The 22,225-nt window shown below is 56.1% G+C and carries 22 protein-coding genes and 1 tRNA gene; 9 read left to right on the top strand and 14 right to left on the bottom strand.

Going from position 1 to position 22,225, the window contains the following annotated elements; all coding sequences use genetic code 11:
• Positions 1-45: 45 nt before the first annotated feature.
• From ACR0AK_RS13365 to ACR0AK_RS13335, 7 genes are all read right to left on the bottom strand, one after another.
• A complete protein-coding gene (locus tag ACR0AK_RS13365) occupies positions 46-1,173 on the bottom strand; it encodes a saccharopine dehydrogenase family protein (RefSeq protein WP_480793682.1) in 1,128 nt (375 codons plus the stop codon).
• Entirely contained in the window at positions 1,170-1,871 is a 702-nt protein-coding gene (locus ACR0AK_RS13360; RefSeq protein ID WP_480793681.1) for a DUF4166 domain-containing protein, read from the bottom strand. The genes ACR0AK_RS13365 and ACR0AK_RS13360 overlap by 4 nt, the downstream gene beginning before the upstream one ends.
• Before the next feature lie 42 nt (positions 1,872-1,913).
• Complete coding sequence (locus ACR0AK_RS13355; protein ID WP_480793680.1) at positions 1,914-2,477, bottom strand: GbsR/MarR family transcriptional regulator; 564 nt, start codon at positions 2,475-2,477, stop codon at positions 1,914-1,916.
• 177 nt (positions 2,478-2,654) lie between these two features.
• Positions 2,655-4,049, bottom strand: a complete 1,395-nt coding sequence (locus ACR0AK_RS13350; RefSeq protein ID WP_170564884.1) for an alpha/beta fold hydrolase — start codon at positions 4,047-4,049, stop codon at positions 2,655-2,657.
• A gap of 82 nt (positions 4,050-4,131) precedes the next feature.
• A complete protein-coding gene (locus ACR0AK_RS13345; protein WP_170564881.1) occupies positions 4,132-4,497 on the bottom strand; it encodes a cupin domain-containing protein in 366 nt (121 codons plus the stop codon).
• A 72-nt stretch (positions 4,498-4,569) separates the two neighbouring features.
• On the bottom strand, positions 4,570-6,102 hold the full coding sequence (locus ACR0AK_RS13340; RefSeq protein ID WP_170564878.1) for a phospholipase D family protein: 1,533 nt from the start codon (positions 6,100-6,102) through the stop codon (positions 4,570-4,572).
• A 145-nt stretch (positions 6,103-6,247) separates the two neighbouring features.
• Positions 6,248-6,463: a hypothetical protein gene (locus ACR0AK_RS13335; protein WP_170564876.1), complete on the bottom strand. Its 216-nt coding sequence runs from the start codon at positions 6,461-6,463 to the stop codon at positions 6,248-6,250.
• Between the two features lie 270 nt (positions 6,464-6,733).
• On the opposite strand from ACR0AK_RS13335, the gene ACR0AK_RS13330 reads away from it, so the two are divergent.
• A complete protein-coding gene (locus ACR0AK_RS13330; RefSeq protein ID WP_480793679.1) occupies positions 6,734-7,633 on the top strand; it encodes an autotransporter domain-containing protein in 900 nt (299 codons plus the stop codon).
• A 66-nt stretch (positions 7,634-7,699) separates the two neighbouring features.
• Here the strand turns inward: ACR0AK_RS13330 and ACR0AK_RS13325 are convergent, their stop codons facing one another.
• Positions 7,700-8,716 carry a Fe(3+) ABC transporter substrate-binding protein gene (locus tag ACR0AK_RS13325; protein ID WP_170564870.1) on the bottom strand — a complete coding sequence of 339 codons (1,017 nt, stop codon included), beginning with the start codon at positions 8,714-8,716 and terminating at the stop codon, positions 7,700-7,702.
• Between the two features lie 271 nt (positions 8,717-8,987).
• Between ACR0AK_RS13325 and ACR0AK_RS13320 the strand changes: the two genes are divergently transcribed.
• Positions 8,988-10,199, top strand: coding sequence for a GTP-binding protein (locus ACR0AK_RS13320; RefSeq protein ID WP_480793678.1), 1,212 nt, complete (start codon positions 8,988-8,990; stop codon positions 10,197-10,199).
• Positions 10,196-10,849, top strand: a complete 654-nt coding sequence (locus ACR0AK_RS13315) for a DUF1826 domain-containing protein (protein WP_480793677.1) — start codon at positions 10,196-10,198, stop codon at positions 10,847-10,849. Before ACR0AK_RS13320 ends, ACR0AK_RS13315 begins: the two co-directional genes overlap by 4 nt.
• Before the next feature lie 106 nt (positions 10,850-10,955).
• Here the strand turns inward: ACR0AK_RS13315 and ykgO are convergent, their stop codons facing one another.
• Positions 10,956-11,081 (bottom strand): type B 50S ribosomal protein L36, encoded by a 126-nt coding sequence (ykgO, locus tag ACR0AK_RS13310; protein WP_005648635.1) that lies wholly within the window; start codon positions 11,079-11,081, stop codon positions 10,956-10,958.
• A gap of 90 nt (positions 11,082-11,171) precedes the next feature.
• Positions 11,172-11,246 (bottom strand) — tRNA-Val (locus tag ACR0AK_RS13305).
• 149 nt (positions 11,247-11,395) lie between these two features.
• Here ACR0AK_RS13305 and ACR0AK_RS13300 point away from each other — a divergent pair.
• Positions 11,396-12,256, top strand: coding sequence for an N-formylglutamate amidohydrolase (locus ACR0AK_RS13300; RefSeq protein WP_170564860.1), 861 nt, complete (start codon positions 11,396-11,398; stop codon positions 12,254-12,256).
• A 2-nt stretch (positions 12,257-12,258) separates the two neighbouring features.
• Here ACR0AK_RS13300 and ACR0AK_RS13295 read toward each other — a convergent pair whose 3' ends face one another.
• Positions 12,259-13,512 (bottom strand): DNA polymerase IV, encoded by a 1,254-nt coding sequence (locus ACR0AK_RS13295; protein ID WP_480793676.1) that lies wholly within the window; start codon positions 13,510-13,512, stop codon positions 12,259-12,261.
• Positions 13,513-13,599: 87 nt separating this feature from the next.
• Between ACR0AK_RS13295 and ACR0AK_RS13290 the strand changes: the two genes are divergently transcribed.
• Positions 13,600-14,007 (top strand): NUDIX domain-containing protein, encoded by a 408-nt coding sequence (locus tag ACR0AK_RS13290; RefSeq protein ID WP_480793675.1) that lies wholly within the window; start codon positions 13,600-13,602, stop codon positions 14,005-14,007.
• 263 nt (positions 14,008-14,270) lie between these two features.
• On the opposite strand, the gene pyrF is transcribed toward ACR0AK_RS13290, so the two are convergent.
• Positions 14,271-14,975, bottom strand: coding sequence for an orotidine-5'-phosphate decarboxylase (pyrF, locus tag ACR0AK_RS13285; RefSeq protein ID WP_170564851.1), 705 nt, complete (start codon positions 14,973-14,975; stop codon positions 14,271-14,273).
• A 148-nt stretch (positions 14,976-15,123) separates the two neighbouring features.
• Between pyrF and ACR0AK_RS13280 the strand changes: the two genes are divergently transcribed.
• Together ACR0AK_RS13280 and clpB are read left to right on the top strand one after the other, a co-directional pair.
• Entirely contained in the window at positions 15,124-15,444 is a 321-nt protein-coding gene (locus tag ACR0AK_RS13280; RefSeq protein ID WP_170564848.1) for a hypothetical protein, read from the top strand.
• 127 nt (positions 15,445-15,571) lie between these two features.
• Complete coding sequence (gene clpB, locus ACR0AK_RS13275) at positions 15,572-18,190, top strand: ATP-dependent chaperone ClpB (protein ID WP_480793674.1); 2,619 nt, start codon at positions 15,572-15,574, stop codon at positions 18,188-18,190.
• A 63-nt stretch (positions 18,191-18,253) separates the two neighbouring features.
• Here clpB and ACR0AK_RS13270 read toward each other — a convergent pair whose 3' ends face one another.
• Both ACR0AK_RS13270 and ACR0AK_RS13265 read right to left on the bottom strand, forming a co-directional pair.
• Positions 18,254-19,180 (bottom strand): class I SAM-dependent methyltransferase, encoded by a 927-nt coding sequence (locus ACR0AK_RS13270; RefSeq protein ID WP_480793673.1) that lies wholly within the window; start codon positions 19,178-19,180, stop codon positions 18,254-18,256.
• A 130-nt stretch (positions 19,181-19,310) separates the two neighbouring features.
• A complete protein-coding gene (locus ACR0AK_RS13265) occupies positions 19,311-20,126 on the bottom strand; it encodes a cyclase family protein (protein ID WP_170564839.1) in 816 nt (271 codons plus the stop codon).
• 334 nt (positions 20,127-20,460) lie between these two features.
• Here ACR0AK_RS13265 and msrP point away from each other — a divergent pair, with 334 nt between their 5' ends.
• Complete coding sequence (gene msrP / locus ACR0AK_RS13260) at positions 20,461-21,363, top strand: protein-methionine-sulfoxide reductase catalytic subunit MsrP (RefSeq protein WP_480793672.1); 903 nt, start codon at positions 20,461-20,463, stop codon at positions 21,361-21,363.
• Positions 21,364-21,367: 4 nt separating this feature from the next.
• Positions 21,368-21,982: a protein-methionine-sulfoxide reductase heme-binding subunit MsrQ gene (gene msrQ / locus ACR0AK_RS13255; protein WP_480793671.1), complete on the top strand. Its 615-nt coding sequence runs from the start codon at positions 21,368-21,370 to the stop codon at positions 21,980-21,982.
• Positions 21,983-22,225 lie beyond the last annotated feature (243 nt).

Below are 22,225 nucleotides of genomic sequence, written 5' to 3'. Positions count from 1 at the left end.
TCAATAGGATGCTGGTTTTAAGCTCTGCCCGCCCGAATTTCCCGACTACTTACCCCTTCGCATTTCGCCATTTGGATCAGGGTTGCGCTGATCAAACAGGTCGACGATGTCGGTGTGGACTTCCAGATCGGTCATTGCGCTTTCGACCTTGGGTCTTGTTAGCTCTGCCAGGCAAGGTCGCGCACCTGCATTTATGGTTTCGTGCTCTCGTAAGATCGCGCGACACATGATCCCGGGCACAAATGGACCATGCCCTTTTTCCGCGATCAGCCTCCATCGTCGGGTCAGATTACGCCCGCCGCGCTTTCCCGAAACTGTCACCTGCATACCACCTCGGTCACTCCCGAAGGGGTAAAGCGCCTTTGAGAAGATATAGAGCGCAGAGTACACAATGTCGGGCAATTCAAAATGCCGATGCTGCCTTATTTTGGCCAGCAGGCTTAAGGCCCAATTCATCAACGGAAGCTCCAGGCCTGCCCGAAACATTACACTTTTTGCGCCCGTCTTTTCCGGAAGCAGCGCGATGTCAGGCACTTCGACGCTATATCCTGCACGCTGCATACCAGGCTCCAGCTCATACATCCTGCGATCGGTCCATCCGGTCATTGTTTGCCAGACGCCGTCACGCCACACCTGATATGGCCGCCCGACCCCGCTGGTAATACTCTTTATTACGGACATGCCTCGCGGTGCCCGATTGCCCGGCAGGATTGCGATGTCGATATGATGGATCTCATCCAGAGGGCGGATCAAGTCTTCGACGACGCATGAAGACAGGCCGGGCACGCTGGATGCGCCAGAAAGTACGAAAACACCTGCGGTCTTTGCTTTGTTGTTCAAGGCGGCGATACCTTTCGTGAAACTCGCGCTGTCTGACAGGTCAAGATAGTGGCAGCCATGGGCGATGCAGAGCTTGGGGACACTGTAAGGATCGTCGCCATAGTTTTGGAAAGGCCCTGCAGCGTCGATGACAACGTCTGGTGCGACCTTAAAGACAGCCTCTGGTGCTTTGTCGATGTCCAGCTTCAGCGTCTGCGCCCCGAGGTCTTGAGCCAGAGCGCGGCCCTGTTCAGGGCGTCGTCCGGCCAGCCAAAGCTGGTGCCCGTCACGTGCCAGCAATCGGGCCGTCAATGATCCGAAAACACCGTACCCTCCGATGATCACGATCTTCATGACCGAACGCCTCCGATGATCTCGGCATCGTGGAAAGTTGCATCCTGCCGGATCAGTTCACCAAATAATGGATGCGCCAGTTCCAGGGTGAACCGGAACTGCCCACCCCCAAGCTCTTCGTGTCCAACCACAAGCGCCCCAGGGCCCGCCCATCGCGGCAGAGGTAGTCGTTTTTGCCCCAGTTTCAGAAAATACCGGTCACTGAGGAAGTAGAGACCGTTCGTTGTACTCTTCAGCCTCAGCGAGATACCGATCCCGAAGCCGATGTATTCTTCCAATCCGGTGGGGCCGGCAAATCGTTTGGAACTGCCAACCATCTGAGGAAACCCGGCGGCCCGGCCGTATTGCCGGATCCAGAATTGCCCGCCCGTTGCCGCATCTTCAGTGACGGTAACCACGGCGGATCGCCCGACAGAGGTACGATCAAATGGCAGCGGCGCCCCGATAACACGTAAGGCAAAGGCAAGTGCGCGCCCAACAGGGTTCATCCGCATCCGGGTCACGCGGCCCTGATAGGCAAGACTGGCATCACCCAGCAGACGCTTGCTAAATCGGCGCTGGATTGCTTTGGGCAAGCGAGTCCAACCTGCGACACCCAGCAGGTTTTTGAACCGATCATCCGGTCTGACGGCAACATCGAATTGGGGTTGAGCTGGCTTTGCACCCGGCGGGGCTACACTCTTGCTGCTTACGATCATTCTGTTGTTTCCGTCATGAGAGAAATGAATGGTTAAATTTTTTTAGCTGCTTTTTTTGCCTCCGGCGAAGCTGAGAAGAGACACAACTTTGGTTCCCATTTTCATCAACATCTTCAGCTTTGGACGAGGCACTGTAAGCATATCGCGGAACCACGTGTCGGCTGTTGCCAGAAACTCTTGCATGTCCTGCATCCGCCGCAGCGCAGTTGGGTCCAGTTCGCTTTCGGTTTCAGCTTGGGCTACGCAGGCACGCAGGGCTTGTGTCGCCGGGTCAATCTCGCGTTCCTTACGGCCCTGAGCAATGCGGATCCCCATTTCCCAGACATCCACTTCGGCCTCATAATGCTCGCGCCGATCCCCGGGCACAGGAACACGGCGAATGAGCCGCCAGCTCACCAGTTCTTTGAGCGAATTGGACACATTGGATCGCGCGATGCCCAAAGACTCGGCGATCTGTTCGGCGTTTAGGGGTTTGGAGCTGAGGTAAAGCAGCGCGTGAATCTGCGCGACTGAGCGATTGACACCCCATTGATTGCCCATGTCGCCCCAGTAAAGAATGAACTGGCTTGCAGCATTTGATTTCGCTATGTCATTAATTTCTGTCATGACAGAAATATCAGACACGATAGTTTTAAAGTCAAGACCCAAGTTGCTTCAAGGATATTTGGCTTCTTAGGCGATGGATCAGGGTCGTGACTGTGCGGCGTGGCGTGCCCCAGTGCAGTACCGGATCAACAAATGCCTGAAGTCACGTATCTGTGTTTTAGTATTTGGTCCGAGTGTTTAGTATTCAGATTGTTCATTTAGAAATGGCCCGATTTCCTGAAAGAACTCGTCGAAACCAGGATGGCCACGTATCATGCAGTGGTTTGCACCGGGCAGTTCTACGAATTCAGAAGTTGGGATTTCCCGCGCCGTTTCGCGTCCTTCGCTTACCGGTGCAGCCATATCGCCCTTGGCGTGCAGCACCAAAGTAGGAACGGTCAGGCGCTGCGCATCAGCCCGCGCATCTACGTAGGCATTCATTTCCATAATCCGCAACGCCGTTTCCGAACTCGCTGAAATACGCTGCATTTCGTCAAAGCTGGCGCCTTCTTCCGGCGTCGCATCAGGCATGTAGCTGGATGTGAAGAAATGGCGATACACAGGGTTTGGTGATCCCCAACCGGCCGAAACCATGGCACGTGATGCTGTGTAGAATTGTTCGGCCTCGGCGTCGCCTCGCATCATGCGACCGCGGACATAGCCACCCAGCAAAACCAGAAACTTCACACGATCGGGGTGTCTTGCGGCAAATCTGATCGAAAATGCGGCCCCCTGACTGACGCCAAACAGGCCAAAACAATCCAGTCCGGCAGCATCGGCGACTGCAACCATGTCATCAATCATGCGATCTTCGGAAATGTCATCGACATCCCAGTCAGAAAGACCGTTGCCGCGCTGATCAAATCGAACCAGCCGACAAAGCTTGGACATCTCGGACAGGAAGTCGCCCCAGACCGGGCTGGTCCATTCGTACTCAATGTGATTGAGCCAGTTTGGAGCCTTCAGCACTGGCGTGCCGTTGCCTGTAGACGCCCAGGCAAGGTTGGTCCCATCCGCCGATTTGCAGAATTTCACACGTTGCTGGAGTGAAACTTCCGGCGCTATTCGCACTGGTGCCGCTTTTGGCGACCACTGCCAAACACGAATAGGGCGAGAGATGTTCTTTACCCTTTGCCCGCCCATATCCCGGAATGGCGTATCCACTCTGTCCTGAATGGCCTGATGTACGATGTCTGAAACGCAAACGCCCCCGGGTTCAGCCAGGCCTTCCAACCGTGCCGCGACGTTTACGCCGTCGCCGAATATGTCGCCTTCATCAAAGATCACATCCCCAAGGTTGATGCCGACCCGAAACCGAATTCTCTGGTCGTCATCCAATTCGGCTTCGTTCAGGTTCATCACTTTCTGGATTTTGACGGCGCATTGCACTGCGTCCTGTACGGACTCAAACGTTGCCAGCATTCCATCGCCTGTGGTCTTGACGATGCTTCCACGTCGACGCGAAATCTCTGGATCAATCAACTCGCGCCTGTACTTCTTTTGGCGCGCCAACACTCCCAACTCGTCCGCTTCCATCAAGCGCGAGTATCCGACCATGTCGGCCGCCATAATAGCCGAGAGGCGTTGTTCCATGACCCTCCCCTTTGCGCCGGGTCAGGTGCCAGCGCGAAACCTTTTGGTCAGTATACCCTGAAACCGCGCCGGATCACCGAAGTTACTCGAACTGAATGATTACGGCCTCAAAGTCCTGATCGCTTGTGACCCTGGTGTGGTGGCCTTTTCCGATTTTGTCTTGCATGTCCCACACATCGCCGGGACCGATATCGCGGAAGTCTCCATCACTCGCGGTGACGCGAATTGCGCCTGCGAGGCACACCAGTCTTTGCACCACCGGGGTCGGATGGACCGGTTCATTCCAACCGGATCGAAGCCGCAGAAACAGGGTTTGCTTGACCGGCTCTGGCTGGGATACCTCAATGGCTTGCGCAGGTGGGGCGAAACTCCGCTCTTCGACTTTGATTTCAATGTCATCCCAATGGCTTTCGCCGGCGGCATCCGTGTAGAGTTTGTAATACTTCACAGTGAAATTCCTTTCCGCTATTTGGTGCGGTCAAATCAAGAATGATGGATCGCATTGATCCCGCCTGTGATCTTAAAGCTGCGAACCGATAGGCAAAATCCCGAAGAACCCAGAGACGATGTGATCCCAGACCGATCCTGTGGGTTCGGATCCGTACTCCAGAACTTCCCCGTCCGCGCCTCGCGTTTTCCATTTAAGCTGGCCGGCACGTTCCAACGTCACCTGGTATGTGTAGGCAGGCAGGGCTTCGTCCAATGCGCCCATCGTTTGAATAGCCAACGCGGGCGAGTCGATCAGAATGCCCATTTCGGTATTGATATTCACGGAACGTGGATCCCAATTGAAAGAGCCTACAAAGAGATACCGATCATCAATGGCAAAAGCTTTGGAATGCAGGCCGGACCGGGATTGTGCCCAATTTATTCCGCGACGCTGAACCTGATATGCGTCTGGTCGCAATTCATAAAGTTCGACCCCACCACGCAGCAGTGCCCTGCGTTTCTTGGCATAATGTGCGTAAACTGGCACCACGTCATTTGAACCGAGCGAGTTGGTCACGACCTTGACGTCTACACCGCGATTTTCCAATTCTGTCATCCAACGGACGCCATTGTTGCGCGGCACGAAATAGGCTGAAACGATATTTACCTCGGTGTTGGCGTTCTCAAAATACGGCAGCAACTGAGACGCAAGAATAGGGCCTGACGTATCATCGCCAGCAGCTTTTGAGGGCGGGTCTGCGTATAGCCGTGCGGGAACCCAATTCAGCCTCAGCGCACCGTCGGCAAAATTCTCTTTCGCAGATTTCCTGAGCGCCGCCCCGTACTGAGTCTTTTTTGCCTCTTCTACCAGCTCACTCAGCCTTGTCCGTGCATCGTTCAGATCAAACGTGTCCGGCTGTCCAACAACCGCGCGGGCAGGAACGGCGAATTCGCTGTTCCAATAGGCGTCGAAGCTCTGGGAAACCTCATTTACGACCGGGCCTGCCGCTAACACGTCCAGGTCGGCATAGTTCATATCTTCGCGGGCCAGGAAATACTCGGCGCCGATGTTGCGGCCCCCGACAATCGTGAAGGTGTTGTCTGCGGTCATGGACTTGTTATGCATCCGGCGATTGATGCGCTTGAAGTCTGTCAGTCCAGCAATCAGCAGGCTTTGATCCCGCCAAAAGGGATTGAACAAGCGGATCTCGATATTCTCGTGGTAGTCCAGCGCAGCGGTCATTGCGTCATAGCTGGACGTGTCCATGTCATCCAAAAGCAGCCGGACGCGCACGCCCCTGTCTGCCGCCTGTAACAGGCTGGCCGCAAAAATATGGCCCGTGGGGTCGTTGTGCAAAAGGTAATATTGCGCGTCGATTGTATGCTCGGCTGCAGTCGCCAGCAGAAGCCTGGAAACCAGTGCTTGTTCTCCATCACTGATCAGCTTTACCCCGGACCGACCGTCCTTTGGATCGCCCAGCCGATTGGCCGCGCGCGACAGGGAACTGTTCGTCGGGGCGGCAAATGACGAAGAAGCGGTCCGTTCGTAGCTGCGTGTTTTAGGGGCGCAGGCAGCAAGCGCCAGCGCACAGCACAGACAAACCACGACAGTCCATGGCTTCATCGATTTCCTCCCCGTTCTGTCTCAGGTGACTACGCTCAGGGGGGCGATTGCAAGTTTGTTTCCGGATTTGCCGGATCGTTTCACACAGCCTGTGTTGTTTCAGCGAAGCCTCAGGAGGCCAGCGCAGGGTGTGGTTAGAGAAACCTCAGGTCCGGGGTTTGCGGCTTAGCAGCCCGTATTTCATTGCCCAAGATCGGAATGAACGACGTTTGCGTTTCTCCGTCTTTAATGCGTTTTTTGACTGCGCGCCGCCTCGCCGGTTGAATTCGAACACATCAATGATCCGTTCGGCACACCCGCAGGCTTCGCCCATGCCAACTTTGGCAAAGTAGAATTTTTCAAAGCTATCCGGGTTTTTCATGGCAAACCTCCTGATGCGATTGAACCCGTTTCGGAGATAAAAACCAAATCACATTCCGGATGGTTGCTGAAAAGGCCGTCGCAAACGAGTGTTTCCAAAATACAAGTCTTCAGATTTCGTGACTGAGAAATTGTGGTTTTGGTTTTTCGTAAACAAAGACTGGGCTACGATCAGTTAAACGCCAAGCACGTCAACAAAGACGCGCTTGGCAGTCAAAAAAACCGACAGGCGAACCTGCGATTGAAAAGACTTGTTGCGTACACATCGTTTTTGATCTGGATTTTCGCCCCGCAAGCCAATGCGCAAAACCTTGATCCAGACGCATCTGAAGCCGCCGCCCGGGCCGCTCTTGCGGTGCTGAGCGTCGCGGCCACGCCGAACGAAACACTTTCATCTCTATCTTTTCTAAGCGCATCCGGAGACGCGAGAAACTTGCGATCCACGCAGCTGCGCGGTGGGTTCAAGCCGTTGGAAAATGGCCTGTATCTGGAAGGTCAGCTTGCCTACCAGAGCTACAACCCAGTGGTGATTTTCCCCGAGATCGGAACTGATACCGAGTTGGATGTAAAATGGTCAAGCATCGCCGCGACCCTTGGTGTCGGGTGGGAGATTCCGATTAACAAAGATTGGTATCTCCGACCAACCGCGCATCTTTCCCTTGGTCACGTCACCACGGACGCGGTGTTTTCCAATTTTCCGCTGTTTCCGTCCCGCTCGAACGGGGCTGGCGCGGTGGACGGCAACCTGAACGCCTATGGTTTCGGGGCCTCCTTGAGCCTCTTTCGCGAGGCGCAATTCGGCCGTTGGGAGGCCGAATACAGGCTGCGCCAGACTTTTCTGGAGTTCCATCCGATAAATGAACCACAAGCAGGAGATGCACGCGCGAACTCGAACCAGACGACCTTGTTCTCGCGCTATCGCTATCCGCTTGAAAACGTCAAGCTGCTGGGTCGCCCGTCAAAGCTGGTTCTGGACGGGGGGGTTGTGCTCTACCACGGCGACAGCGCGGCGGTTTTGGAGACGAGTTGGCTGGCCACACTTGGTTTCGGAATTGAGGTCGATACCACAAAGATCGGGTTACCTGCGGTCGAGGGCGCGCGCGTCATGCTGAACGGTGTTGTTGCGGACTCGTTTTCGGGGTTTTCGGTCGGGTTTGGGGTACGGTTCTGATCTCGGGGCCATATGAAAAGGGCGCAAAAACACTGCGCCCTTCATACTGCTCTGGTTTCGCTAGGATTACTTCCAGCCGACTTCGTTGAAGATTTTTTGTGCTTCGGGCAGGTTTTCGGCGACGTCGGACAGTACGACCTCATCCGCTTTGAACTCACCCAGCGACTTCACAGAGTCCGCAAGTGCGGCGCCTTCAACCGCGGGGAATTCGTCATTCCCGGACGAGAAATACTGCTGGGCGCTGTCGCTTGCCAGATATTCTAGAAAGAGAATAGCGTTCTCTTTGTTTGGAGCGTTGGCCGCGACACCGGCACCTGACAGGTTCATATGCGCGCCATAGCTGTCCTGGTTCGGGAAAACCCAACCGATCGCGTCGATGTTTTCAGACACCCCTTTGACGTCCTTACGTATTGCGCGGGCAAAGTAGTAGGTGTTTGAGACCGCGATATCGCATTCACCCGAGACGATACCCCGCAACTGGTCGGTGTCGCCGCCCTGCGGTGCACGGGCCATGTTGGCCACGATACCTTCGGCCCAGGCCTTTGCTGCCTCAGGGCCTTCATGGGTGATAATCGACGCAAGAAGGGTCTGGTTATAGGTGTTGGCGGAGGACCGAATGCAGATTTGCCCTTTGTATTCGGGCTTGGCAAGATCGGCATATGTTGCCGGCGGGTTGGCGACGTTCTCCTTGTCAAAGAAGATGATGCGGCCACGCTGCGAAAAGCCGAACCATTCGTTGTCGCTGTCCTGAAGGTTGTTCGGGATGCGCTCTTCCAGAACAGCACTTTCGATCGGTTGTAGAATTCCTGCATTCTTGGCCCGGGACAGGCGCGAAGTGTCGACAGTCAGCAGAATATCGGCGGGCGAGTTCGCACCTTCGGCTTCCATCCGTGCGATCAGCTCGTCGGCCTTGCCTTCGATGCGGTTGATGGTGATGCCGGTCGCCTCTTCGAAATCACCGTACAATTTTTCATCGGTGTCATAGTGGCGCGAGGAATAAAGGTTCAGCTCACCCTCGGCGGCAGCAGAAGTGGCGATCAGGGCCGTCAGGGCGGCGGCGACACAGGTAGAGGATTTGAGCATCATATCTCCCAACATTAAAAGTTGTGGCGGGTCGTAATCCGACTGAATTTGTCAATTAAACGATTCTGAGGGAGTTTCAAGAAATTCCGACGGAATTACTTGGGCAAATGGTCGCTGCCCTCTTTTCTAGTTTCAAGACAGCCTTGATGTGCAACGAATGCCTACTTGACTTAATGTAATAACATAACGATAAACTGTGCGCCGTATCAGAGGTGTTTCGCCAAAACCGATGCGCCTTTTCGCCTGAGTCCTTCAAATAGGTAGACACCCAATGACCGACACCCGCCTTCCCGTAACTGTTCTGTCCGGATTTCTTGGCGCAGGCAAAACGACATTGTTGAACCGCGTTCTGAACAACCGGGACGGTCGTCGCGTTGCCGTGATCGTCAACGATATGTCCGAAGTGAACATTGACGCTGACTTGGTGCGTGCCGACACTGAACTGTCCCGCACGGATGAGACGCTGGTTGAGATGTCAAATGGCTGCATCTGCTGTACCCTTCGCGACGATCTGTTGGACGAAGTTCGGCGATTGGCTGGCGAAGGTCGCTTTGACTATCTGCTGATCGAATCCACCGGGATTTCTGAGCCATTGCCTGTCGCCGCGACGTTTGATTTCCGGGATGAGGCCGGCGTAAGCCTGTCGGATGTCTCGCGCTTGGACACAATGGTCACGGTGGTCGATGCGGTTAACCTGTTGGAAGACTTCTCTAGCCACGATTTTCTGGCCGATCGCGGCGAAACGCTCGGTGAAGAGGATGAACGCACGCTGGTCCATCTGCTGACCGATCAGATCGAATTTGCTGACGTGGTTATTCTCAACAAGATCGCCGATGCCGGAGCAGAAAGAGTAGACGCCGCGCGGAAAATCATTCGAAGCTTGAACGCTGACGCAAGGATTATCGAAACGAACCACTCGGACGTGTCAGCCGATGAAATCCTGGATACCGGCCTGTTCGATTTCGAAAAGGCGCATGAACATCCGATGTGGGCCAAAGAACTGTATGGTTTCGCGGATCATGTACCCGAAACTGAAGAGTATGGCGTCACCAGCTATGTATACCGCGCGCGACAACCCTTTGTGCCAGAGAAGATTCTGACGATCCTGAATGGCGATCTGCCGGGCGTCATCCGTGCAAAGGGGCATTTCTGGATCGCGACGCGCCCAGATTGGGTTGCCGAATTCTCATTGGCCGGTGCGCTGTCCTCGGTGCAGCCACTGGGCACCTGGTGGGCGACAGTACCCGAAGAACGCAGACCAGATCACGAAAGCGCGCGGGCCTATATGCAAGCGCATTGGCAAGAGCCCTGGGGCGACCGGCGGCAAGAGATCGTTTTCATCGGCAGCGGAATAGATTGGCCCGTGCTCAAAGCCCGGCTGGATTCGGCGTTGGTTCCGGCAGCAGCCGCGGGACGCCTAGAAGATCTTCCCGATCTGCCCGACCCATTCCCGGTTTGGCGTCGGGCAGAGGCTGCAGCATGAATTTGGTGCGTGAAGTCGTCAAAGATGCCGCAATAGGTGTCGGCATAGCAGAAACGCCCGGGGACTTGTCGGTCATTCACAACCCCGGTTGCGCCGCAGCGATTTGGCGGCGCGACCCCTTGCCCGGCTTTCAGAGCTGGATCAACGGGTTGGATCCCGCACGCCTGCCCAAAGCGCGCATGATCCTGCGCCCCGAGACAGTGCGCAGCGCGATGGTTGAGCTGAGCGACGCGCATGGTACGCCCGAAGGTCCGGAACGTGATCTATTGGTGGATGATGTTGCCGCGATGGCAACCTTGTTTGCTGGTCTTATGGAATCAAAATGGCTTCGGCTGCGCTTGGATGTGGTTACCACAAATGCCTGCCGCAGGTTTCACATCGACGCAGTCACGTCGCGTTTGGTCTGCACCTATCGAGGGACTGGAACGCAATACGGTGTCTCGAACGATGGTAACGAGCCGAAACGTGTTTTCACCGTACCAACAGGTGCGCCGATACTGTTGCGCGGAACGCTCTGGCCGGAAAGTCCGAAGTCCGGGCTTCTGCATCGTTCGCCACCAATCGAGGGAACGGGTGAAACACGGCTGGTGCTTGTTCTTGATCCTGTGGCGGACCCGGATAATGAACCCGACCAACTGTTCGCCCACTGATTTACGCGTTTGCCTTTGACCGTTCCGGTCTTTTTTGCGCATCAATCGTTCGAACAAAAAAACCGCGCTGAGAAGCGCGGTTTTTCTTTAACGGTATGTGCAGTTCTTAGCCCTGGCGAGCTTTGAACTTGCGCTGCGTCTTGTTGATCACGTAGACGCGGCCTTTGCGACGCACAACACGGCAATCACGGTGCCGGTTCTTGAGCGAGCGGAGCGAGTTCTTGACCTTCATGGGTCTGTCTCCAATCTGCGGCGCCTTCATCAAGGACGTGGCCAGCGCCTGGGTTAGCGGGTGCCCCGGAAACCCGGAACAGTGAAACGATGGTGGGCGGTACAAGGATCGAACTTGTGACCCCTTCGATGTCAACGAAGTGCTCTACCGCTGAGCTAACCGCCCACGTAACCTTTGCGTTGTCCTGCCCCATAACGAAATGGGGCGCGGAACCCCGCGCCGGTAGCGGGGTCTATAAAAGGAGTCGCAAAGGGGTTCAAGGGGTTTGGTAGAACTATTTTCCGGTCTATGTTCAATGCGAACAAGGAGTCACCATGAAGAACGCTGCTTACGTATTGGATATGCCCGCCAAGCGCACGTCTTGCGTTGTATTTTCTTCTCCGCACAGTGGCCGGAACTACCCAGAAGGGATGCTGAAACGCACGGTGCTAAGCCAAAATGTGATTCGGTCATCCGAAGATGCTTTCGTGGATCAGTTGTTTTCCGCAGCGAATGAGTATGGCGCGCCCCTGATATCGGCGACAAAGCCACGGGCTTATCTGGACCTTAACCGCAGTGCAGAAGAGCTGGACCCGGCCTTAATTCAGGGCGCGCGCCGTCACGGGCACAACCCACGCGTCGCCTCGGGCCTGGGCGTGATTCCCAGGGTCGTTGCCAATGGGCGCGCAATCTACCGTGGAAAACTGACGATGGACGAGGCGCGCCTGCGCATCGACACATGCTGGCGACCTTATCATGCGCGCCTCAAGTCTCTACTGGCCGAATCGCATAGCGCATTTGGTCAGGCGATTCTGATTGACTGCCACTCGATGCCCCACGAAGCGGTTTCGATGGCCAGCACGTCCAAGTCCCAGCGTCCGCAGATCGTGCTGGGTGACAGATTTGGCGCTTCGGCTTCGGCCGGGATTGTGGATCGGATCGAATCCGCCTTTGCCTCGGCGGGTCTGGTTGTCGCGCGCAATGCGCCCTTCGCTGGCGCATACGTGACGCAGACCTACGGTCGACCCGGACGCAATCAACACGCGATCCAGATTGAAATTGACCGCTCTCTCTATATGGACGAGGTCAAAATAGCGCCGAGTGAGAATTTTAAGGCATTTCAGGACCTATTGCGGCAAGTCATTCAGGAAATTTCGGACATTGGCCGTGATTCATTGCGTCTGGCTGCCGAGTAAACTCAGCGCAGAGCCCGGCCTTTGACAATCGCGTCGGTCCCAAACCTGCGCCGGATTTCATCCGTAGCGCGTTCGGCTTGTGACCGCTTTGCCGCGCCGGGGTCCAGCAGATCGCCAGAGATATCTGCCTGATCTTCGGGGCAAAGATCGGATATCCCGCACCCCAAAAGGCGGTATGGTCCTTTGTCGCCGACCTGATCGAACAGCCCCCGCACAGTACGGTAGATTCGATCTGCGATCTGTGTGGCGTCCCGCAAAGAGACACGCCTAGTGATGATCTTGTGGTTTGATTGCTTGAGCTTCAGCGTCACAACCCGACCAGCCAGCCCTTTGGCTTTGGCGCGATCCGCGACTTTCTCGGACATGCGCCACAGGTGACCGTCAAGGATGTCGAGGCTGGCGGTATCCTCAAAAAACGTGGTCTCATTGCTGATCGATTTCATTGGCCCATGCGAAGATACGCGCCGTTTGTCCTGACCGCGCGCCAGATGCCATAGCCGATATCCCATTGCGCCGAACCGCGCAGTCAATGCCTCTTGATCCCAGCGCAACAGGTCTGAGAATGACCGGATACCAGCGCGATCCAGCGATTCCTGTGCCGCCGGGCCGATGCCCCAAATCAGGCGCACTGGTTTGTCGTATAGAAACTCGGCGGTCTCAGCTTTGCCAATCACTGAAAACCCACGCGGCTTGTCCAGATCCGAGGCAACCTTGGCCAAAAACTTGTTATGCGACAGACCGATCGAACCCGTGACACCCAGTTCGTCTTTCATTCGTTTCACCAGACGCGCCAGCATGATCGCCGGCGGCGCGCCGTGCAGGCGCTGCGTGCCGGACAAATCCATGAAAGCTTCGTCCAGTGAAAGAGGTTCGATCACGGGGGTCATTTCGTCCATCATGGCCCTGATCTGTCGTGACACCTCGGCGTAGACCGACATCCGCGGCTTTATGACAACGGCATCCGGGCACAGCTGCAAGGCTTTGAACATCGGCATCGCAGAGCGGACCCCACGAATACGGGCCACATAGCACGCAGTTGACACAACGCCACGTTTGCCGCCCCCGATGATCACCGGCTTATCGGCCAACTCGGGATTGTCCCGCTTTTCAACCGAGGCATAAAACGCGTCGCAATCCATATGGGCGATGGACAGGTCGAACAGTTCGGGATGAGTCTTGATCCGCGGACTGCCGCAGGTGGGGCATCGCGCTTCCTGTTCCAGCATCGAATAGCAGTCGCGGCATAAAGCGGGCATCACATTCACATCTCAGTTTTATGCGCTTTGTCATATCAGGCGGGTTGGCTAAAATTTATCCGTTCGGGAAACAAAGAGAAAGCGTTCATGCAGTTCACAGGGGCAAAGGTCGCACTGTTTCTTGGATCAGACCTTTTGGTGATTCAAAGGGACGATAAAAAGGACATCCCGTTCCCGGGCCATTTCGATTTTCCCGGTGGCGGGCGCGAAGGGGCAGAGACACCGCTGCAATGCGTGAAGCGTGAAACACTGGAAGAAGTTGGGTTGCATCTTGGTGACGCCGATTTTGCCTGGTCACGCAAGTATGGACAAAACTGGTTCTTTGCAGCGCGCCGACCACCCGGCGATGTCGATCTGATCAGGTTTGGCGATGAAGGGCAGGGTTGGTTTTTGATGTCGCCGGAATCATACCTTGCGAATGCGCTTGCGGTTCCGAATTTCGCACTCCGCTTGCGCGATTACCTAGCAGAGGCAAGGCCGGTTTTTGACAAGTAATGCTTCTGGAAGAAGACCCCCCGCAATTGGCGGGGGGAGGTGACGGACCTCAGGAAGATGTGGTCCGCGGGGAGTATCACGCCCCTAGAATCGCGCAAATTCCGGGATTTAGATAGGATCGAGGTCACACAACGAAAACTCGCATGTTTCATGTGTGTTTTGGGGCACAGGGACGATTTGGCGCGGATCGCTGGAAAAGTGACGTTAGGTCAATCATTTGACCGCGTCAGTTAAGCGTTTTTACTTCACTTTCCGGCAGGGGTTCAGTGGCGTGTCAACGTTTTTAACTCGTCCAAAACCGCCTCGGCCGCCGCCTTTGGGTTCTTAGATTGATAGATCGGACGGCCGACGACGATATGATCTGCGCCGTCTCCGATCGCGCTGGCAGGGGTTGCGACGCGTTTCTGATCTCCCAATGCTGCGCCAGTGGGGCGAACGCCAGGAGTTACAATCAAACGCCCCTCGGCCTGGGGCAGGGCACGGATCAAGGCAGCCTCTTGCGGGCTTGCGATAACGCCGTCCGCGCCAGCCTCCAGTGCTTTGGCGGCGCGTTCGACGACAAGGTCCTGAACGTCGCCCTCTTTCAAAAGGCTGGCATCCAGATCATCGCGGTTGAGCGACGTCAGAATGGTCACTGCCAGAATCTTGAGGTCTTTGCCCGCAGCCCCCTCTTTTGCGGCGCGCACCACATGCGGGTCACCATGTACCGTAAGGAAATCCAGGTCGAACTGCGCCAACCCGCGAACGGCGTTTTCCACCGTGTTGCCGATATCGAACAGCTTCATGTCCAAAAAGATGCGCTTGCCGTGGTCCTGTTTCAATTCATTTGCCAAAGCCAACCCGCCACCGGTCAGCATCCCCAGCCCGATCTTGTAAAAGGAAACGCTGTCGCCCAGCTGTTCTGCCATTGCCAGACCCTGAAGGGCATTGGGAACATCTAGGGCTACGATCAGGCGATCATCGGACATGGTGCGGGCTCCTTTTTGGCAAACGTCTGCGTCCTAGCGGTTTCGGGCGGCCGTGTCCATGCAGCGCGCGCGTGATCGAGATCACGCAGGTTTGGCCGGACTGTGATATGGTGCCGATCATTCATAAGAGTTTTTCGATGGGGGGACTATGAAACAGGTATTTAGTGTTGGGATACTTCTGGCCCTGATGGGATGTCAGGATATGCCATTGGAAAATGAGGCCGCGGATACGGTCATCAAATCCCCGACAAATGACAATTTGCGCCTGGTGGGGGGGTATCGTTCGACCGACGATGATTGCCAATTGACCGGCGAGACGTCTTTTACAGTCAATTTTCTGGATGATGCAGCAGACCTTGTTTCCTGCCCGACGGGCAGCGACGCCGCACAATCTTTGGTGGAAATGTACCCTGCGCGCGAGGTCGCGCAGACGGGCGGATACACTGTCTACACCGTACCCCGACGATAAGTCTGAATCTGCGCTCCAGCCTCTTGAACGGGCAAAGATATTTCCCAGATTGAATGTGAGGCCCAGACCGACGCGTGCCGCCAAGCGGGCGCATCACATTCAGGGCGCTTAGGAAAAGGAGAATACTATGGACTTAAACAAGTTCACCGAGCGGGCACGGGGCTTCGTGCAGGCAGCGCAGACCATTGCGCTGCGTGAGGGGCACCAACGATTGATGCCCGAACACCTTTTGAAAGCATTGATGGATGACGATCAGGGGCTGGCCAGCAACCTGATCACACGCGCGGGCGGCGCGCCAACCCGTGTGGTCGAAGCACTGGACGCCGCGCTATCCAAGATTCCAAAAGTCAGCGGTGATGCGAGCCAGATTTACATGGATGGCCAGACCGCCAAGGTTTTTGCAGAAGCCGAGAAAATTGCGACTAAGGCAGGCGACAGCTTTGTACCGGTCGAACGCGTTCTGATGGCGCTGTGCATGGTGAAATCCAAAGCCAAAGAGGCTTTGGAAGCCGGTGCCGTATCTGCGCAAAAGCTGAACGAAGCGATCAATGACATCCGTAAAGGCCGTACCGCTGACACCGCGTCGGCGGAAGAGGGCTATGACGCCCTCAAAAAATACGCGCGTGACCTGACCGAGGCTGCGGCTGAGGGTAAGATCGACCCGATTATCGGACGAGATGAAGAAATCCGCCGCTCGATGCAGGTTCTGTCACGCCGTACCAAGAACAACCCGGTTCTGATCGGGGAACCCGGCGTCGGTAAAACCGCAATCGCCGAGGGTATGGCCCTGCGCATCATCAACGGCGATGTGCCGGAATCGCTGAAAGACAAAAAGCTGCTCGCGCTGGACATGGGCGCGCTGATTGCCGGTGCGAAATACCGCGGTGAATTCGAAGAACGCCTCAAGGCCGTTCTGACCGAAGTCACCGAGGCTGCCGGGGAAATCATCCTGTTCATCGATGAGATGCACACGCTGGTCGGGGCAGGGAAGTCCGACGGCGCGATGGATGCGGCCAACCTGATCAAGCCTGCTTTGGCGCGGGGGGAACTGCACTGTATCGGCGCAACCACGCTGGATGAGTACCGCAAATACGTCGAAAAAGACGCGGCCCTTGCGCGCCGGTTCCAGCCCGTTGTCGTGGCTGAACCGACGGTCGAGGACACGATCAGCATCCTGCGTGGCATCAAGGAAAAGTACGAGCTGCACCATGGCGTGCGCATCTCGGACTCGGCGTTGGTGTCGGCTGCGACGCTGTCGCACCGCTATATCACCGACCGGTTCCTGCCCGACAAAGCCATCGACCTTGTCGATGAGGCCGCGTCGCGTCTGCGGATGGAGGTGGATTCCAAGCCCGAAGAACTCGACCAGCTGGATCGCCAGATCCTGCAAATGCAGATCGAAGAAGAGGCGCTGAAGCTGGAAGACGACGCGGCCTCGAAGGATCGTCTGGAAACCTTGCAAAAGGATCTGGCCGACTTGCAAGAGCAATCCGCCGAGATGACCGCCCAGTGGCAGGCCGAACGCGACAAGCTGGCCGGTGCGCGCGATCTGAAGGAACAGCTCGACAAGGCACGCGCTGATCTGGAAATCGCCAAGCGGGAAGGCAACCTCGCCAAAGCGGGGGAGCTCTCCTATGGCGTCATCCCCGAGCTTGAGAAAAAGCTGACCGAGGCTGAAAACGCCGAAAGCAACGCCATGATGGCCGAGGAAACGGTGCGTCCAGAACAGATCGCTTCGGTGGTCGAGCGCTGGACGGGTATCCCGACCTCGAAAATGCTGGAAGGCGAGCGTGAGAAGCTGTTGCGGATGGAAGACGATCTGCATTCCCGCGTGATCGGTCAGGATGCGGCGGTCACCGCCGTCGCCAACGCCGTGCGCCGTGCGCGCGCGGGCCTGAACGACGAAGGCCGCCCGCTGGGTTCGTTCCTGTTCCTCGGGCCGACCGGTGTCGGTAAGACAGAACTGACCAAAGCCGTGGCGAATTTCCTGTTCGACGACGACAACGCGATGGTGCGCATAGATATGTCCGAGTTCATGGAAAAACACGCGGTCGCCCGTCTGATCGGTGCCCCTCCGGGTTATGTCGGCTATGACGAAGGCGGCGTGCTGACCGAAGCCGTGCGGCGCCGGCCCTACCAAGTGGTGCTGTTTGACGAGGTCGAAAAGGCGCACCCGGATGTGTTCAACGTGCTGTTGCAGGTTCTCGATGACGGTGTGCTGACCGACGGTCAGGGCCGCACCGTGGATTTCAAGCAGACGCTGATCATCCTGACGTCGAACCTTGGGTCTCAGGCGCTCAGCCAGTTGCCAGAAGGTGCCGACAGTGCGCAGGCCAAGCGTGACGTGATGGACGCGGTCCGGGCGCATTTCCGGCCTGAGTTCCTGAACCGTCTGGACGAAACGATCATCTTTGATCGCCTCAAGCGGGCCGATATGGATGGTATTGTCGACATCCAGATGGCTCGTCTGCAGAAACGTCTGTCCGCCCGCAAGATCGAGCTGGCACTGGACGATGGGGCCAGAGAGTGGTTGGCGGATGAAGGCTATGACCCGGTCTTCGGCGCACGCCCGCTAAAACGCGTTATCCAGCGTGCCTTGCAAAACCCGCTGGCCGAGGCTCTGCTTGCCGGTGAGATCAAGGATGGTGAAACCGTCCCTGTGACCGCAGGCTCAGACGGTCTGATTATCGGCGACCGGCTGGGTACGTCAGAGCGGCCACGCCCGGATGATGCCGTAGTGCATTAAACCAAACAAAGGCCCGCCACACCGGCGGGCCTTCTTTTTTTAGTTACTTCAAAAGCAACTTGTTCAAGTGGGGCGCAGCTGAACAAGTGAGAAAGAAGAGGCGTCCAAGGCATCCATAGGGAAATCCATCGTCTCTGGACCCAGCCCTAATCCGCTCAAGTATTTTTCGGTCCCTCTGCGCCCAAATATGTGCTCGAGCACAGAAAACCCTTGTTCAAACGCGTAGTCGCTGACCTCACTGGGAGAGATGTTGAAACGAAAGGGTTCGCCGACTCCGGCCACCGCATTTCCGATACTGTCGACTTCCTTTTGCGCTTGCGATGCTGCGGCGGTTGACGCGTATGTCGTCAGAAAACGCGTTTCCATGCCGCCATTTGACCGGATCATCGCGTACACGTCTGCAACTTCGGGCGGTGCTACATATTCCAACGAAACCTCAGCAATAAAGACCGTGCCCAGTTCATGGTCGTAACCGAGCGACTGCAACTTATCGAGCGTTGTCTCACGAGAGAAATCAACCGCCGTATATCGAACGTTTGGTGGAACGCCAAAATTTGAACTGACCAATGATCGCTTGGCTTCGATAGTCTCGGGGCGGTCGACCTCGAAAACCGGAATGTGGCTGTGACTGTTGGATAGCCTCAGACCCAGCGTATCAAGACCTGCGCCAAGTACTACGATCTGACGTGCACCATTCTTGATTGCAGTAAGCGCGCGGCTTTGCATGAATGTCTTGCGCCACAGGACCGACGCGACCAGACGGCGCGCCACTGAACGGTCATCGGCAAACTTTAGTACGGCATCCCAGTCGGTAGCTTGGTCCAGGACCTCGGGTCCCTCGGTAGAACCGTTGCGAAATAGCTGCTCGGCAAATGGGTCATAGAATACGCGTCGATATGTTGGGTTGCGGTTGACCAAAGCGCAAAGTGCGCAAACCCCAAGAGCGGTGCGGCTTAGTTCAGGAAAGGCACTTTGCGGAACATAAAACATGAAAAGCTCGCCTCGGTTGTTTGTATGACAAGATAGCCTGAATACTCTGCCAATTGGCAGAGTTCAGATTACCCGGTCAAAGTCGCCAGTCTTTTGAAGGTAAGGCCCGCCAAGCAAGCGGGCCACTTTGTCAAACCATCGCAAAAATGCGCGCAGGCCCGCCGGTGCCACCGGCATGTTTCGGTGCACCGATCACCAGCGTTGCGCCAGCGGCCGGTACGCGATCCAGTCCCGCGATGTTCTCAATCCCGAAACGGCCCGTGGGCAGCCATGCATAATGGGTGGCGAAGTCGGTCGATATGCCGTGGTCCAGGGACAGTGTGTCCGATGCGATCGAGCGCGCCCCGGTTTCTTCGATCAGCATCATTGCGGCTTCGGGGTGGAAACCGGGGTAATGTTGTGCCTGACCGTCAAATCCGCGGTATTCGTCGCTGTCGGCTTTAGCGGCCCACCCGGAATACAGGGCTACGCAAGAGCCGTCCGGAATGTCTCCGTTGGCAGACATCCATGCCTTCAGGTCATCTGGTGTCAGCAGCGTATCGACATCCTCGGCTGCGCGGGCGGCAATGTCGACAACGCAAAGCGGTGCCACAAGATCGGACACGGGGATTTCGTCCACCGAAGCACCATCCGCTGAAAAGTGCAGCGGCGCGTCGATATGTGTGCCTGTGTGTTCATTGACTGTCAGGCGCTGCAGGTTAAAGCCGTGTTCGCCAAAATTGAAAACCTGTTCGGACGCGTACCCTGGTTCGCCAAAATAGGTTGGGAAATCGGCACTGATCGTATGGGTCATATCCTCGACCTTACCCTCACCAGCGGCAAGGGCGAACGATGCGCTGGTGCCAGTTGCGGCAACAGCCACACCAGAGGCAGCGGCAGCTTTGAAGAACCCTCTTCTAGAAAGCATACGGTCTTTGACCGCGTTCATCACACAGATGTCACACATTCGTCTTCTCCCTATAGTCTTTCCCGACAATCGGGTGGACAGCGGATCTTTGGGCCAGTCGGCCGATCCTGACAAGAAGACTGCAAGTTGCGCGAAGCAATTGTAAAGATTGAAGGCCCGGTGTTCCGCCTGAATTGGGCGGGATGCGATAAACTTGGCGTGACAGGTTCTAACGATTTTGGCGCAATTCGCCCCGGGGATGTCCGAGGTGGTTTGGTACGGACTTGCCATGAAACGTTACAGTCTCTTCTCCCAATCGTGACGCATGTTGCCTTGGCGGTGTGTTATCAGCGGATTAACTGGAATCTCAGGCTAGCTTACCAAGGAGACTTAAATGGCGCATCGCTGGACCAATACACTGACACATGCCGACGTCACGCCACAGGAGGCGTTCTTGAACCGGCGGCAGGTGATGGCTGGCCTTGCGGGTGTCGGATTGGCGGGACTGGCCAGACCGGCGGCGGCGCAGGAAGTTCTGGAACCCAACACCTGGGAAGAGATCACCTCGTACAATAATTTTTACGAGTTCGGGACGCGCAAGGACGATCCCGCGAAATACGCGCATACTCTGGTGACCGAACCCTGGAGCGTCACAATTGACGGTTTGGTCGAAAAGCCGGGTGACTATGAGTTCAAAGACATCATGTCCGAAATGACGGTTGAAGAGCGCATCTACAGATTCCGGTGTGTTGAGGCCTGGTCGATGGTGGTCCCGTGGAACGGGTTTGAACTGGCCGATCTGTTGAATATGGCCGGTGTGCAGGAAGGCGCCAAATACGTGGCCTTTGAAACTGCGTACCGTCCCGATGAGATGCCGGGCGTTCAATTTCCAATCCTCGAATGGCCTTACCGGGAAGGTTTGCGCCTGGACGAGGCGATGCACCCGCTGACCATCATGGCGACCGGCATCTATGACAAACCCATTCCCAACCAGAATGGTGCACCGCTGCGTCTGGTCGTTCCGTGGAAATATGGCTTCAAGTCCATCAAGTCGATTGTTCGCATCACCCTTACGGATGTCGAGCCGCCCACCAGTTGGAACATGTCCGCTCCGCGCGAGTATGGTTTCTACAGTAATGTGAACCCGAACGTGGATCACCCACGCTGGTCACAGGCCTCGGAACGTCAGATTGGCGGCGGTCTTTTTGCCAAACGAATCCCGACGCTGATGTTCAATGGATATGAAGAAGAGGTCGCCGGGCTTTACGACGGTATGGATCTAAAGGAATTCTACTAAGGCCATGCAGAGGCTAAATCAGATATTGCGCCGTGTTCCGGTCTGGCTGGTCTACCTGTTAGGGGCGCTTCCCGCCCCCTGGCTGTTCTATCAGGGTCTGACAGGCGGTCTTGGCGTGGATCCAATTGAGGCATTGGAACACAGATACGGTGAACTGGCACTTCAGCTATTGATTGCCGTTCTTGCAATATCACCGCTGCGGCGGTTCCTTGGCCTGAACCTGTTAAAGTTTCGACGCGCGCTGGGCGTTCTGACCTTTGCCTATGTCAGCCTGCATCTTTTGGTGTGGCTCGCGCTGGATGTGCAGCTGCCCAGTCAGATTTGGGCGGATATTGTGAAGCGCCCTTATATAACAGTCGGCATGGCAGCGTTTGTCCTGATGATCCCGTTGGCGGTGACGTCAAACAATCTGTCGGTACGCAAATTGGGGCCCCGGTGGCGCAGCCTGCAGAGGCTTGTCTTTCCCGCGGCGATTCTGGGTGGGCTGCATTACGTTATGCTTGCCAAGGGATTTCAGATCGAGCCGCTGGTCTACCTGTCTCTGATCGTCAGCCTGATACTGTTACGCATTCCAGTTTCTGGACTGCTGACTCGGTTTCGCCCAGTCGATTCCGCCTGACTCGGTGCCGAGTCTGTAGGTAACTCTGTTGAAAACGCCGGATTCAGCGCTGCTTCACTTGCTTGTGGCGTATTTTCATTGGGAAGGCGTAAGTTAACTAACTGTTTTATAATCATAAAATTAAATCTCGCGGTTTTTTGCAAGTTTATCGAATTTTCCGCTTGCGGACTTATGCGGTTATACTTAGAACCCCCTTCACCGGCGCTGCTGAGGCGCTTGGGACGCTGCGGAAGCGGCGGAGAC

The sequence above is a fragment of the Ruegeria sp. BI12 genome (genome assembly GCF_056537985.1).
This window is presented reverse-complemented; position numbering and strand designations above follow the sequence as displayed.

Coding starts and splice junctions, on each gene's coding strand:
- ACR0AK_RS13365 (WP_480793682.1), bottom strand. CDS start 1,173: ATGAAGATCGTGATCATCGGAGGGTACGGTGTTTTCGGATCATTGACG.
- ACR0AK_RS13360 (WP_480793681.1), bottom strand. CDS start 1,871: ATGATCGTAAGCAGCAAGAGTGTAGCCCCGCCGGGTGCAAAGCCAGCT.
- ACR0AK_RS13355 (WP_480793680.1), bottom strand. CDS start 2,477: ATGACAGAAATTAATGACATAGCGAAATCAAATGCTGCAAGCCAGTTC.
- ACR0AK_RS13350 (WP_170564884.1), bottom strand. CDS start 4,049: ATGGAACAACGCCTCTCGGCTATTATGGCGGCCGACATGGTCGGATAC.
- ACR0AK_RS13340 (WP_170564878.1), bottom strand. CDS start 6,102: ATGAAGCCATGGACTGTCGTGGTTTGTCTGTGCTGTGCGCTGGCGCTT.
- ACR0AK_RS13335 (WP_170564876.1), bottom strand. CDS start 6,463: ATGAAAAACCCGGATAGCTTTGAAAAATTCTACTTTGCCAAAGTTGGC.
- ACR0AK_RS13325 (WP_170564870.1), bottom strand. CDS start 8,716: ATGCTCAAATCCTCTACCTGTGTCGCCGCCGCCCTGACGGCCCTGATC.
- ACR0AK_RS13320 (WP_480793678.1), top strand. CDS start 8,988: ATGACCGACACCCGCCTTCCCGTAACTGTTCTGTCCGGATTTCTTGGC.
- ACR0AK_RS13315 (WP_480793677.1), top strand. CDS start 10,196: ATGAATTTGGTGCGTGAAGTCGTCAAAGATGCCGCAATAGGTGTCGGC.
- ykgO (WP_005648635.1), bottom strand. CDS start 11,081: ATGAAGGTCAAGAACTCGCTCCGCTCGCTCAAGAACCGGCACCGTGAT.
- ACR0AK_RS13300 (WP_170564860.1), top strand. CDS start 11,396: ATGAAGAACGCTGCTTACGTATTGGATATGCCCGCCAAGCGCACGTCT.
- ACR0AK_RS13295 (WP_480793676.1), bottom strand. CDS start 13,512: ATGCCCGCTTTATGCCGCGACTGCTATTCGATGCTGGAACAGGAAGCG.
- ACR0AK_RS13290 (WP_480793675.1), top strand. CDS start 13,600: ATGCAGTTCACAGGGGCAAAGGTCGCACTGTTTCTTGGATCAGACCTT.
- pyrF (WP_170564851.1), bottom strand. CDS start 14,975: ATGTCCGATGATCGCCTGATCGTAGCCCTAGATGTTCCCAATGCCCTT.
- ACR0AK_RS13280 (WP_170564848.1), top strand. CDS start 15,124: ATGAAACAGGTATTTAGTGTTGGGATACTTCTGGCCCTGATGGGATGT.
- clpB (WP_480793674.1), top strand. CDS start 15,572: ATGGACTTAAACAAGTTCACCGAGCGGGCACGGGGCTTCGTGCAGGCA.
- ACR0AK_RS13270 (WP_480793673.1), bottom strand. CDS start 19,180: ATGTTTTATGTTCCGCAAAGTGCCTTTCCTGAACTAAGCCGCACCGCT.
- ACR0AK_RS13265 (WP_170564839.1), bottom strand. CDS start 20,126: ATGTGTGACATCTGTGTGATGAACGCGGTCAAAGACCGTATGCTTTCT.
- msrP (WP_480793672.1), top strand. CDS start 20,461: ATGGCGCATCGCTGGACCAATACACTGACACATGCCGACGTCACGCCA.
- msrQ (WP_480793671.1), top strand. CDS start 21,368: ATGCAGAGGCTAAATCAGATATTGCGCCGTGTTCCGGTCTGGCTGGTC.